This window comes from Vibrio algicola (assembly GCF_009601765.2).
GTDB classification, from domain to species: Bacteria; Pseudomonadota; Gammaproteobacteria; order Enterobacterales; family Vibrionaceae; genus Vibrio; species Vibrio algicola.
This window is the reverse complement of sequence record NZ_CP045700.1, coordinates 322472-335756: the sequence shown is the minus strand read 5'-3', so window position 1 is coordinate 335756 and position 13285 is coordinate 322472. Positions and strand designations below refer to the sequence as shown.

Annotated in this window: 14 protein-coding genes and 1 pseudogene; 6 read left to right on the top strand and 9 right to left on the bottom strand. The window is 40.9% G+C overall.

Annotation, left to right across the window (positions count from 1 at the left end):
* Positions 1–4: 4 nt before the first annotated feature.
* Positions 5–1726 (top strand): BatD family protein, encoded by a 1722-nt coding sequence (locus GFB47_RS13180; protein WP_178306513.1) that lies wholly within the window; start codon positions 5–7, stop codon positions 1724–1726.
* A 284-nt stretch (positions 1727–2010) separates the two neighbouring features.
* On the opposite strand, the gene GFB47_RS13175 is transcribed toward GFB47_RS13180, so the two are convergent.
* Together GFB47_RS13175 and GFB47_RS13170 are read right to left on the bottom strand one after the other, a co-directional pair.
* Positions 2011–2658 carry a 3'-5' exonuclease gene (locus tag GFB47_RS13175; RefSeq protein ID WP_178306512.1) on the bottom strand — a complete coding sequence of 216 codons (648 nt, stop codon included), beginning with the start codon at positions 2656–2658 and terminating at the stop codon, positions 2011–2013.
* Positions 2659–2691: 33 nt separating this feature from the next.
* Positions 2692–3612 (bottom strand): IS5 family transposase, encoded by a 921-nt coding sequence (locus GFB47_RS13170; protein WP_153448502.1) that lies wholly within the window; start codon positions 3610–3612, stop codon positions 2692–2694.
* Between the two features lie 79 nt (positions 3613–3691).
* Here GFB47_RS13170 and GFB47_RS13165 point away from each other — a divergent pair.
* Positions 3692–3979: pseudogene (locus GFB47_RS13165) on the top strand (tyrosine-type recombinase/integrase); the annotation flags it as partial.
* A gap of 112 nt (positions 3980–4091) precedes the next feature.
* Here the strand turns inward: GFB47_RS13165 and GFB47_RS13160 are convergent.
* From GFB47_RS13160 to GFB47_RS13150, 3 genes are all read right to left on the bottom strand, one after another.
* Positions 4092–5135: a GMP reductase gene (locus tag GFB47_RS13160; protein WP_153448500.1), complete on the bottom strand. Its 1044-nt coding sequence runs from the start codon at positions 5133–5135 to the stop codon at positions 4092–4094.
* Positions 5136–5445: 310 nt separating this feature from the next.
* Positions 5446–5679 (bottom strand): hypothetical protein, encoded by a 234-nt coding sequence (locus tag GFB47_RS13155; protein ID WP_178306539.1) that lies wholly within the window; start codon positions 5677–5679, stop codon positions 5446–5448.
* A 211-nt stretch (positions 5680–5890) separates the two neighbouring features.
* Positions 5891–6037, bottom strand: coding sequence for a hypothetical protein (locus GFB47_RS13150; RefSeq protein WP_178306511.1), 147 nt, complete (start codon positions 6035–6037; stop codon positions 5891–5893).
* A gap of 307 nt (positions 6038–6344) precedes the next feature.
* On the opposite strand from GFB47_RS13150, the gene GFB47_RS13145 reads away from it, so the two are divergent.
* Positions 6345–8714: a fatty acid cis/trans isomerase gene (locus tag GFB47_RS13145; protein WP_153448498.1), complete on the top strand. Its 2370-nt coding sequence runs from the start codon at positions 6345–6347 to the stop codon at positions 8712–8714.
* Positions 8715–8768: 54 nt separating this feature from the next.
* On the opposite strand, the gene GFB47_RS13140 is transcribed toward GFB47_RS13145, so the two are convergent.
* A complete protein-coding gene (locus GFB47_RS13140; protein ID WP_153448497.1) occupies positions 8769–9050 on the bottom strand; it encodes a hypothetical protein in 282 nt (93 codons plus the stop codon).
* Between the two features lie 336 nt (positions 9051–9386).
* On the opposite strand from GFB47_RS13140, the gene GFB47_RS13135 reads away from it, so the two are divergent.
* Positions 9387–9842, top strand: coding sequence for a methylglyoxal synthase (locus GFB47_RS13135; RefSeq protein WP_153448496.1), 456 nt, complete (start codon positions 9387–9389; stop codon positions 9840–9842).
* A 117-nt stretch (positions 9843–9959) separates the two neighbouring features.
* Here the strand turns inward: GFB47_RS13135 and narL are convergent, their stop codons facing one another.
* Together narL and GFB47_RS13125 are read right to left on the bottom strand one after the other, a co-directional pair.
* Positions 9960–10613 (bottom strand): two-component system response regulator NarL, encoded by a 654-nt coding sequence (narL, locus tag GFB47_RS13130; protein ID WP_153448495.1) that lies wholly within the window; start codon positions 10611–10613, stop codon positions 9960–9962.
* A gap of 278 nt (positions 10614–10891) precedes the next feature.
* On the bottom strand, positions 10892–11812 hold the full coding sequence (locus tag GFB47_RS13125; protein ID WP_153448494.1) for an IS5 family transposase: 921 nt from the start codon (positions 11810–11812) through the stop codon (positions 10892–10894).
* A 96-nt stretch (positions 11813–11908) separates the two neighbouring features.
* Between GFB47_RS13125 and narJ the strand changes: the two genes are divergently transcribed.
* On the top strand, positions 11909–12595 hold the full coding sequence (gene narJ / locus GFB47_RS13120; protein ID WP_153448493.1) for a nitrate reductase molybdenum cofactor assembly chaperone: 687 nt from the start codon (positions 11909–11911) through the stop codon (positions 12593–12595).
* The gene (narI, locus tag GFB47_RS13115) at positions 12592–12903 is read left to right on the top strand and encodes a respiratory nitrate reductase subunit gamma (RefSeq protein WP_153448492.1); all 312 of its coding nucleotides are present in this window, start codon (positions 12592–12594) and stop codon (positions 12901–12903) included. The genes narJ and narI overlap by 4 nt, the downstream gene beginning before the upstream one ends.
* Before the next feature lie 180 nt (positions 12904–13083).
* Here the strand turns inward: narI and GFB47_RS13110 are convergent, their stop codons facing one another.
* Positions 13084–13284 (bottom strand): hypothetical protein, encoded by a 201-nt coding sequence (locus GFB47_RS13110; RefSeq protein ID WP_153448491.1) that lies wholly within the window; start codon positions 13282–13284, stop codon positions 13084–13086.
* Position 13285: the final 1 nt, after the last annotated feature.

The following is a 13285-nucleotide window of genomic DNA, read 5'->3' as shown; positions in this document are numbered from 1 at the left end:
AAAAATGAAACGACAAATGAGCCAATCAAACGCCCTGCAATGGTTTTCAGTCTTTATGCTGTTAATCACCTCACTCACCTTTAGCCAAGTGAGTGTGGCAAAAAATATTCCTGCTTTTGCCACCGTCAATCAAACTCACCTCCGCAGCGATGAAGTGTTCAATTTTAAAGTCGCTTACATGGGCACCGCTAGCCGTGATGATTTTGATGCCAGTGTACTTGGTCAAAACTTCACTATGGGAAATGTGCAATATGGCACGTCTCGTTACAGCATTAATGGCGATACCACCATCCGCACCGAATGGAATGTGTCATTAGCGACCAGTAAAGTCGGTGAGGTCGTGATCCCAAGCTTTACCATTAATGGTGCCAAAACCCAACCGATCACCTTACATATCAGCAAAGATCCGACCGCGCCGAAACAAGATGATCTGATTGAATTTCAAGATAGCATTTCAAAACACACGCTTTATCCTAAAGAAATGGCGACATTACGCAGTCGCTTAGTGGTTAAAGCTGATCCGCGTGGATTGCAAAACACCAAACTTATCCCACCATCGGGTGACGGCTTAACCATTACTCCAATTGGCGAACCTAAGCAATATCAAAGTGTTGTCAATGGTAAACAAGCGACGATTGTCGATCAAAACTATCAAGTGACCGCCACTACTTCTGGAAAGCACACATTAAATCCACCACGATTGACGGCCAGTTTAATTGATGTGAGCCGCGCCACTGGTGCACGCCGCATTGTGCCCGTCAATGTTCACTCCGGCCCTATTGCTTTAAATGTATTAGAAAAGCCCGCGTCATTCTCAGGGGTGTGGCTACCGACTCAATCACTGGAATTACGACAAGGATGGCAAAACGGCAATGGTGATATGATCGATGTCTCATCAGGCAAAGTTGACGCCAAAGTAGGTCAGCCGATCACCCGTATTTTAGCGCTGGTGGTCAAAGATGTGAGCGCTGAAAGCCTGCCTGATATTAAAATTGATTATCCAAAATCAATCCGAGTTTATGCTGAAAAACCAAAGTTTGGTCAAGATAAACAAGGCAATACCGTAATGACGCTCAAACAAGTGTTGATGCCGAAAAAATCTGGCACCATCACCTTACCAGCGGTTAATGTCCCTTGGTGGAATTCACAAACCAGCCAAGCTGAAACCGCTAAGGCTGAAGGGTTAACCTTAACCAGCACGGTTGATGAAAACGCGCCGGCGCAAACTGCAACGCCAGCAGCAACCCCAGCAACAACTCAGGCCTCAACCACGCCCAGCCCTGCTGCTACCACAGACAACAACACCGCTGCCACTCCAGCGGTGATTAGCGCCGGCTACTGGCCTTATTTAACCGCGTTATTTGCCGCGCTGTGGATCATTACTCTAATATTGCTACTCAAAAAGAATAAGCAAGCTCCAATTAGCAGCACTCAAGCCAAACAACCGAGTTTACAAGCCACCGATAACGATTTAGCCCATATTTTACAACACCAAGATGGGGCTAAGATCCACAGTGAGATCTCACAATGGTTGGCTAAGCACCCAAGCCTCAGTGATGAGTTAACCCAACAAATCAAAGCCGAATTAAGCACATTAATGGCAGCGTTTTATAGCAAAAACCGTCAAGATTATGACAGTAAGGCGTTACTCAACCTGATCAAGCAAGCCGAGAAAGAAGTGAAAAAGAAAGGCCATCAGAATAAAGATGAGATGCCGCCGTTGTAGTGTGCGGATTATCAGTGTAATTTAATGTTCAGATAATGATTACGGTTGGTATAAATAGTGCGTTATTAATAGCGACTAGTTTCTCGTAAATCAGCACACTTATTACTAGTAACAAGCTCATTAACTAAAAGTTCTTCGGTTAATGAGCTTTTTTATGACAGGACACCAAACGGCTGACCTTTAGTGATTAGATTGAGGCCAAGATAACCTTACTATTGATCACAGGCTTATGAGTCTGTAAAGATTCAACCGCTTCGCATTCGGCTTCAAGCATAAAAATAGACTTAACGATTATGAGTAACAAACCTTTTAGCTTGGATAACTCGTTCTTGATATGCTTTGGTTTTAATGTTTTCACCACACGAATCATCAGCACCTCTCCGAAAGCGATTACAGCCGTAAAATGTCTCTCGATTCGGATCATTTTCAGATCGAGCTACCATTGTCCCCATACCACAACGCAAACAGCCAATTTCAATTTCACCACAGCCGCGACATGCTCTAAAACCTTTAGAGCTCGTCTCTATAGGTGAATTGCAATGCTTACAACTATTCACAATAGTATCGCAAGCTGGTGACAACGAACATTTATAGAACGTTTTATTATATTTAGTCTTTAAGGGGCGAAGTTCCCCTGTTTTACACTGATTACAATGCCATTTTTTTAATTTTGGTGCTAACTTAACGTCTACATATTTCATTCCATAATTTTCCATTTCAGTTAAAAATGGACTGCGATTTTCACCGTAAAATAGCAGATATATAAAATGCTTTGCTCTCGTTAAGGCCACATAAAATAAGCGGCGTTCTTCACCATGGGTATAACTATCTTTATTCGGTAAAACCAAATCAATCAATTCATCATTTTCTCGTGTAAATGGGAACACTCCTGTATCAACACCAAATAAGATCGGCTTTGTTGCGTAATTCAAATTTAGAGGTGACAACACTAGAATGGTGTTATTTCAATCAATTCGGTAAGTTTTAGGCATACCTAGCCCTGTTAGTTTATTTAAAGCTTTGATCATTGCGTAAGCTTCCCCAACTTGGGCATTATAATTTCTTAAGCTGAGTGTTCCGCCCAATAGCTTTTTCACTCGATACATTGCCGTTTCTGAAATTGACCTTTTATGATACCCAAACCGTGTTTTCCACTGCTTATTAGAACCATATAACTGTTGAAACCCGACGGATAAATTTCGTGGATGTCCCTTTTCCCAAAAGACTGCACCAAGTCTTGGAGGCACAAGTGGGGTGGCTTTTTTGATACGAATGGCTTCATAGCATTGTCGAGTATCGTAAGCACCATCGCCTGATACTTTTAAGATCTTTCGACGTGTTTGCTTTAGTAAATTAGGTAGAACGTCTCCGTCACTGACATTCGAGAAAGTAAGTTCTGCCGCAATAATTTCATGAGTAACGACATCAAAACCTATATGTAACTTACGCCAGATCCGGCGCTTCCCATCAGTTCCATGTTTCCTGACTTTCCATTCACCCTCGCCGTAAACCTTGAGGCCAGTAGAATCAATGGCTAAGTGTTGTATCGTGCCACGAGCTTTCGTTTTGAATGAGACTTCAACCTCTTTAGCCCTACGACTAATACAAGAATAATGAGGGCAAGTGAGCGGGACATTAGCAAGTTGAAATACAGAATCAATAAATCCCTGCAATGCCCTTAAGGGCATTGAAAATATACGTTTTACCATAAGCGCTGTTGTTATTGCTAAATCACTGAAAATACGAGGTCTACCACGCAGCCCTTGTTTAGCTTCTTTCCATTCTTGGATAGCTTCTTCATCAATCCAGAAAGTCAGTGAACCACGTTTAATCAGTGATTGATTATATAACTTCCAGTTTTTGGTCTTATAACGAGGTTTTGGCATGAATATCGATGGTTTAGTAGGGAGTAAACGATCTGATCGTCAGTTTCACATTTAGTTCCATCGAATTACGCAACAAAGCCACGAACTCTACAAACCAACATCTGGAAAATTATTTGTAGAGTGTTACACGCCCTTTTGTTACATCCTCAAGAATAAACTAGGTTTAGAATTGCCTTCTGGGCAAGCATCACACGTTCTGCGCCATACATTCGCCAGTCACTTTATGATGAATGGAGGAAATATTCTGGTGTTAAGGGATATTCTAGGCCATGCCGACATTGCAATAACAATGCGTTATGCACACTTTGCGCCCGATCATTTATCTGATGCTGTAACAAAAAACCCAATCGCCGGCATTGGTGCCTGACTGTCGCCACAAAATTTTTTAATTTCCTGTCGCCACTTCATCGCCACTCATATGTTTTTGACATAAAAAAGGCCACTTAAAAAAGCGGCCATTTCAGAGTTAAATTGACAATTTAATCACGCCCGTAAACATTATTTTCTTGCTCTTGAACTCGGATAAATGTGGTGCGCTTGGTGAGCTCTTTAAGCTTGGCCGCGCCAACGTAGGTGCAGGTTGAGCGCACGCCACCAAGAATATCGCTGATGGTATCATGTACCGTTCCACGGAATGGAATAAGCACGGTTTTACCTTCTGCCGCGCGATACTTGGCTACCCCACCAGAATGCTTCTTCATTGCCGATTGAGATGACATTCCGTAGAACTTCATGAATGATTTACCATCTTGCTCAATGTGCTCGCCGCCTGACTCTTCATGCCCAGCTAACATGCCGCCCAGCATCACAAAATCGGCACCACCGCCAAAGGCTTTAGATACATCGCCCGCGCAAGTACAGCCACCGTCACCGACAATTGTGCCACCTAAACCGTGTGCAGCATCCGCGCATTCAATAATGGCAGACAACTGCGGATAACCGACACCCGTTTTTACTCGCGTAGTACAAACCGAGCCAGGGCCAATGCCAACTTTTACGATATCGGCGCCAGCAAGGATCAATTCTTCAACCATATCCCCAGTAACCACATTACCCGCGCTGATCACTTTATCTGGAAATTGTGCGCGCACTTTTGATACATATTCGACTAGATGCTCAGAGTAACCGTTAGCGATATCAATACAGATAAAAATAATATCTTCTGTTAATGCCATAATATCGATGGTTTTTTGGAAATCCGCATCCGATGTGCCGGTTGATACCATCACATTATTCAATACTTTTGCATCATGAGTTTGAATAAATTCAGCCCAATCCGCCACAGTGTAATGCTTGTGGATTGCCGTCATCACATTATGTTCAGCCAGTGCTTGCGCCATAGCAAAGCTGCCGACAGAGTCCATATTCGCCGCAATAACAGGTACGCCAGACCACTGACGGCCGCTGTGCTTGAAAGTGAAGTCGCGATCCAGATTAACTTGAGAACGACTCTTTAATGTTGAGCGTTTAGGGCGAAATAATACATCTTTAAAGCCTAACTTCAGTTCTTGTTCGATACGCATGCTATACACTTCCTATGAGGCAAATTGAAACAAAGAAATAATCATGCCCGCCATTTGATAACATCAAAAAATCATAATGAATTGTCTTTACAACAAGGCTCACGAATTTCGGGCACAAAAAAACCGCAGCGTTTTGTTGACGCTCCGGTTTTCAGTATTATAGGGTGAGATTTTTTCGTTACCAGTCTGATATTTCAATTTTTTTTGTGATACTTTATGAAAGATAGTATCTCGGAAACTGCCTTCAATCTTCGAATTGAAATTCGCACTCAGCACCGTAACTAGTTAATAATAAACACTTTACCCACAATTAAGGCCAAAAGGTTAAGCATAAAATCCGCAATACCACCGCAAAAACCACCAGCGACACGCCTAATTTATAATATTTGAATTCCCCTACCGACATTTCAACGCGTTTATAAAAGATGGTGGCGAGCCCTTTCCAGTCTTGGCTACGCTTTCCATATTGAACCATACTCATCAAAATCAGTGAAATCCCAACGAAAAGAAAGCTCTTTTCAATCACCAACACGATTGTTTCCATCATGGCTTTATCCTCCTTGACCGTATTGCTTTCACTATGACGTTTTTTTTATTGGTTGGCTGTAGGACTTAAGTCGTAAATCTTAGATAATGTGAGCTTTATTGGTCAAAATTATCGTTTATCATCAAATGACAAACAAAAAAATGCAGAGCCACCGAAGTGTACTCTGCATCTTGTTTGGTATTGTTACTTCAAATTAAATCAATATGACTTACAGTTGAGCAGCCGCTACGTAGTCTTCTAACTCTTGAACTTTAACGGTAGTGATACGTTGGTTATCAGCATAGAAAGTAACTGAATCGCCAGCTTTAACGCCGCGTAATGTTTTTTGAGTGCCGTTTACGTATGCAACGTTCATTTGTAATGTGTTGGCATCGATTTGTTAGATAGTGGTGTTTTTGATATCAGCGTTGTTCGCTTGAACAGGTACTGTAGTCACAAAATCTCAATAAAAAATCGTTTATTATTAATTACGACAACTTTCCATCACAACCATGAATGACAAGGTTATAAGTATTCCCTTTGGCAATCACTTGTTTGATAATAGTACACTTTTCTGAAAGTTCGAGATGTTGTTATCAAAGTTGTAAATAATAATCACATATCCATTCATTTTTGCTATTGTCTCATTGCAAGATAGACTGAATGTAAATAATGAGTTGAACATGAAATTAAGTAAATTTTGTCTGATATTGATGGTTACTACCTTTACGGGTTGTGCCATTTATACCGGTTTTAATTATGATGATATCTTTGGTAAGCAGCAAGTTCGCCCTCGCACGCCCAGTTTTCAAACCCCTGCGGCTCAGCATTTTATCAATGACATAAAGCCGATTTTAGATAATCGCTGTGTTGTATGTCATGCCTGTTATGATGCTCCTTGCCAATTAAAATTTTCTTCTGTAGAAGGTATCGATCGTGGCGCCAATAAAAGTTTAGTGTATAACGGCACTCGATTAACCGCGACAAACCCAACGCGTCTATTTGAAGATGCACAAACTACCGAAGAATGGCGTGAGATTGGTTTTCATCCCATTTTAAATGAACGTGCACAAATCCCTGAAGCCAATTTAGAAGCAGGCTTAGTAGCGCGATTACTTAAACAGAAAAAGCAACATCCGATGACACAACAAGATCAGCTTGAAGGCTTTGATTTTGCCATCGATCGCGAACAACAATGCCCTTCAATTGAAGAATATGACCAATATGCCGCCGACTATCCAACTTGGGGTATGCCTTATGGAATGCCTGCATTAAGTGACAAAGAGCATAATACATTAACGCAATGGTTATCTGATGGCGCAGTAATGTCGGCCCATCAACCATTATCAAAACAGCAATATGCTCAAATTGATAAATGGGAAGATTTTTTCAATAGTGATTCGTTAAAACAGCAACTTACTAGCCGCTATATATACGAGCATTTATTTTTATCTCATCTCTATTTCTCACAATTCCAAAAAGCAACACCAGACAGCCCAATCCAGTTTTTTATGCTGGTTCGCTCCACCACACCACCTGGACAACCAGTCAATCGCATTGCGACCCGTCGTCCTTATTCCGATCCTAAAACCGACCGTGTGTATTACCGTTTAGTTGCCTACCCCGCGACAATTGTCAATAAAACCCACCAACCATACGCATTAAATGATAAGAAGTTAGCGCGAATTCAGTCTTTATTTATCAAACCACAATATGAAGTAAAAAGATTACCAAGTTATCATTCGAGCGTGGCGGCAAACCCATTAACAGCATTTGAATCCCTTCCTGTTGCTGCCCGGTATCAATTTATGTTAAATAATGCTCAAAATACCATTATGAGTTTTATTAAAGGTCCAGTTTGTCGTGGGCAGTTGGCCTTAAATGTCATTAATGATCGCTTTTGGGTGTTCTTTGTTGATCCTTCCAGCGCGAACAACCCTGAAGTCCAACAACTTTATCACGAGCAAACTCATAACTTACGGCTACCTTCAGAACAACAGAGCAACTTGGTTCCGACCTTTGAATGGCTGGGTTATTCCGAGCGCCAAGCCCGTTACCTTGAAGCAAAATCACGCCAAATGAATAAATGGTTTAAAAACGGTTCAAACTTAACGCCTGAGCTTGTCTGGGATGGCGACAATAAAAATAGTAATGCCGCATTGACTATCTTTCGTCATATTGACAGTGCATCGGTAGTAAAAGGCTTAGTGGGTAAGCCACCGAAAACCGCTTGGGTGATCGATTATGAATTACTCGAAAGGATCCAATACTTATTAGTCGATGGTTTTGATATATATGGTAATTTCGGGCATCAATTAATGACGCGTATGTTTATGGATTTTTTACGCATGGAAGGCGAGGAGAATTTCTTATCGTTACTTCCGATCGAAGAACGACACAAGCAAATGGAAAATTGGTATCAAGATCCGACCCCACAATTAAGTGCCTTTATTCAGCGTGATGTGACGCCATTTGAACAGCCGCCTAATATTGAATACAAAACGGATAACCCAAAGCAAGAATTGTACGCCTTGTTAAAACAGCGGTTAGCTCCGGTACTCACCCAACGATACGCTTTAGTTAATACCGGCCTGTCGCAAAAAAATGAATTTATTCTAAATAAAATTGACCTATTAAAGGGTAAAGGGGTTTATCGTATTCCTCCTTTAATCTCCATTATGGTCACATTGGAAAATGGCAAAGAACAAGTTTTTACCTTGATACACAACAACGCACACAGCAACATTTCAAGCTTATTTGATGAAGAAAGTAATCGGATAAGAGAGGACGATGATTTAACCTTAGTGAAAGGCGTATTGGGCAGTTACCCTTCCGCCTTCATTCAGTTGAAAGAATCGGATATTGCAGATTTTTATCGACAACTTTCACAGCTAGAAGATGATGACGATTATGTTGCCATTTTAGACAAATATGGCGTTAGACGCGGTTCTGCTGATTTTTGGGCGTTCAGCGATAAACTAAACAAATGGTATCAAAATGATCAGCCGATTGAGGCAGGGTTACTTGACTACAACCGTTTTGAGAATCGTTAATATCGTACACCTCAAGTCAACTCTAACGTTGCTTGAGGTGTAATGAAGGCATCATTACAAAACTAAACAACCGATTAATGCTGGAATACCGGCAATGGTCATTAACATACCAAAGTTATTCTCTTTTGGTTTGCATACCGAGATTTGATCCCATGATACTGACTGCTTACTGCCTTGCCATGCTACCGCGGCCACAATCCAAATCGCCAACAAAACGAAAAATAAAAACTCTGCCATATTATGTGGTTGTAATACTGGCACCACCTTGGATAGAAACGACACCACTAGCAGCGCGCCAACATTGACGACCAATACCTTCTGCACTAATTTTTTCATGTTAAATCCTTTTCTGCTCTTTTAGCTTCCTGCCACTATAAAAATAAAATACCTCCTAGTTTCTAGCTTAGATCCCATTTTTACGATTCAATGCCAATGACTGACCTAAATTTGATCCATCGCAAACCTAATAAACCATCATCTTAGTGTCATGTAATCACTTTATAAGCTTAATGAATAACTAAAAATGAGGAGCATAACGATGATTTAGCGTTATTAATCTCCGTCGAATAAATCGCAACAACACCGCATTATCGCGCTATTTATTTAGCTTAATTTACATTATGCTGTAGACAGAATATTAACTCATTTCATAAACCAATCAGGATGTTAATAATGGAAAAAACAATTCGAACCATGCCTGCTCATAAAAACATTGCATTGGTAGCTCATGATCATTACAAACCAGAATTATTGCGTTGGGTTATTGAAAACAAAGAAAAACTTCAAAAACATTTTCTTTATGCCACTGGCACGACTGGCAATATGCTGAGTAAAGAAACCGGACTGGCAATTAAAAGCTTGATGAGTGGCCCAATGGGCGGTGACCAACAACTGGGCGCACTGATCTCTGAAGGCAAGATTGATATGATGATTTTCTTCTGGGATCCATTAAATGCGGTACCACACGATCCCGATGTGAAAGCATTGCTGCGTATTGCTTCAGTATGGAATATTCCCGTCGCCACCAACCGTGCAACGGCAAAATTCTTGTTTGCTTCCAAATTACTAGAACAAGAAGTGGATGTTGAAATCCCTGATTATCAAGCCTATTTAAACGATAGAATATAATTATCGGTTAAATAGCTACATAATTAACTAAATAACGAACAAAACGGGCCTAACACTTAGTGCTAGGCTCGTTTTTCGTTTTAAACTATTACCAATATTATTGAGGATAAGTGACGATTAACACAAATTCTCTTCGTGTGCCCACACCGCCATTTCAACTCGTGAACGCAAATTTAACTTCTTCAATAAACTTTTCACATGCACCTTAACCGTCCCTTCGGCAATATCGAGTTTACGCGCGATCATTTTATTGGTCATACCGGTTGCCACCAACTTTAAGGTTTGAAATTCACGCTTAGTTAAACTATCAACGCCGCGTGGCGCTTCTTTTTTACTGCGTAACCCTTCCATTAAAATTGGCGCCATCTCTGGGCTTAACACCATTTGACCATTGCAGGCTTGATCTATCGCTTTCAGTAGCTCTTCCGGTTCCATATCTTTTAATAAATAGCCATCCGCGCCCAATTTGATTGCATTGGTTAAGTCACCTTTATAGTTGGAGACGGTAAACACCACCACTCGGCTCGACAAATGACAATTGCGCAATTCACGCAATGTTTCTAAACCATTCATTTCCGGCATATTGAGATCGAGTAAAATCAAATCGGGCTCATGTTGTTTGGCTAATTTAATACCCTCTGTTCCGGTGTGCGCCATCGCGACCACTTGCATGTTACCGTTCATCTCAATCAAATGTTTCACCCCACCACATAACATTGGATGATCATCAATTAAAATAACCGTTGATTTATCAGTGTGTTTTAATTCCATAACAGCGCCTTTTATTTTATTGGGGTGAGAATTCGATATTAATGCGCGTACCTTGATCTAGCTTTGATTCAATATTTAACTGACCAGGTAAGGACTTAGCTCTATCTCGCATAATAGTAATACCGTAGTGATTTTTAGGTTCAACAATTTGTTGCATTCCACACCCATCATCCACAATGGTAATGACAACCTTCTGACTATTCGCATCATATTGGGCATCAATTTGGCTTTGTTGCGTAATTCAAATTTAGAGGTGACAACACTAGAATGGTATTATTTCAATCAATTCGGTAAGTTTTAGGCATACCTAGCCCTGTTAGTTTATTTAAAGCTTTGATCATTGCGTAAGCTTCCCCAACTTGGGCATTATAATTTCTTAAGCTGAGTGTTCCGCCCAATAGCTTTTTCACTCGATGCATTGCCGTTTCTGAAATTGACCTTTTATGATACCCAAACCGTGTTTTCCACTGCTTATTAGAACCATAAAACTGTTGAAACCCGACGGATAAATTTCGTGGATGTCCCTTTTCCCAAAAGACTGCACCAAGTCTTCGGGGCACAAGTGGGGTGGCTTTTTTGATACGAATGGCTTCATAGCATTGTCGAGTATCGTAAGCACCATCGCCTGATACTTTTAAGATCTTTCGACGTGTTTGCTTTAGTAAATTAGGTAGAACGTCTCCGTCACTGACATTCGAGAAAGTGAGTTCTGCCGCAATAATTTCATGAGTAACGACATCAACACCTATATGTAACTTACGCCAGATCCGGCGCTTCCCATCAGTTCCATGTTTCCTGACTTTCCATTCACCCTCGCCGTAAACCTTGAGGCCAGTAGAATCAATGGCTAAGTGTTGTATCGTGCCACGAGCTTTCGTTTTGAATGAGACTTCAACCTCTTTAGCCCTACGACTAATACAAGAATAATGAGGGCAAGTGAGCGGGACATTAGCAAGTTGAAATACAGAATCAATAAATCCCTGCAATGCCCTTAAGGGCATTGAAAATATACGTTTTACCATAAGCGCTGTTGTTATTGCTAAATCACTGAAAATACGAGGTCTACCACGCAGCCCTTGTTTAGCTTCTTTCCATTCTTGGATAGCTTCTTCATCAATCCAGAAAGTCAGTGAACCACGTTTAATCAGTGATTGATTATATAACTTCCAGTTTTTGGTCTTATAACGAGGTTTTGGTATGAATATCGATGGTTTAGTGGGGAGTAAACGATCTGATCGTCAGTTTCACATTTAGTTCCATCGAATTACGCAACAAAGCCACATAAAGACGAGCTAATGAAAGACATTTCAGAGATGTTATTTCTCTCACCTGCTCAAATGAGTCGCTTATATACTTTTATTGAAGAGTTAACCGAACAAGATTTATTGGACGCTCAATCGAACTATATTGAGTTGTTTGATCGTGGTCGTTCTTTGTCTTTATTGTTATTTGAACACGTTCATGGTGAATCAAGAGATCGTGGTCAAGCCATGATCGACTTGATGGAACAATATAAAACCGCAGGTCTGCAAATCGAAAGTATCGAATTGCCCGATTATCTGCCGGTGTTCCTTGAATATCTTGCCACTCTAGCGCGTGAAGAAGCGGTACAAGGTTTGGCGGATATCGCGCCTATTTTGGCACTGCTTGGCGCTCGTTTAGAAAAGCGTGACAGTCTTTATAGCTCCTTGTTTACCTTGCTATTGGAATTGTCAGGTACTCAAGTTCGTCCTGAGCACTTGCATGACAATGTTGACAAAGAGCAACGTGATGATACCGCCGAAGCGTTAGATGCGGTGTGGGAAGAAGAGCAAATCAAATTTTTAGGCGAAGAAGGTTGTGCCTCTGCCGAGCAAAATATGCACCAAAAAAGTTTTGCCGGCAGTGTTCAGCCTCAATATGTAAGCTTAGATTCTATTGCACCCCTGTCTGATAACTCAGCTAAAGACAGTTTGACTTCAATGTCTGGAGGCCAACAATGAGCGATTTTTTAAATACGTTTTTCTTTAACGTATACCCCTATCTTGCTGCTATTTTCTTTATTGGTAGCTGGATCCGCTATGATCAAGCGCAATATTCTTGGCGCGCAGGATCAAGCCAAATGCTAAGCAGCGCGAAAGATAAGCGTTATATGTTTATTGCTTCTAACCTTTTCCATTTAGGTATTTTAGGGGTATTTGCAGGCCACGCATTTGGTATGTTAACCCCACACTGGATGTATGAAGCTTGGCTACCCGTACCAGTGGAATACTTAGCGCGTAAGTACCAATTGGTGCGCAGTCGTCGCTAGCGCTGTTGTCCATTTTTAATATGATAAGAATTTATAACCCACGGGTTTTGTAAAACAGATTGTAGCGCGTCGCGAAATATGAACACGCAAACCCTAGTAAAGTGAACACGCTGCGAATTGTTCATAATACTAGGGTTTGTTTATTTTTATAGCTGTATTTAAAGTTGATTTGAAGATGGATTAAATCGGTTTTGAAATTGTTACGTCACAGCGTTTTGAGTGATATGTCACATTTCCTTTGAAGTCATCACTTACTTTTACGTGGCACCCATCTTGAGTCCTATCTGAGCCAATAATGGCATCTTGCTCACCATCAGTAATAGTCACACTAGAACAAGCCGAAAGAGTGAGTGCTGCACATAAAATTAGAGCTGCTTTCATT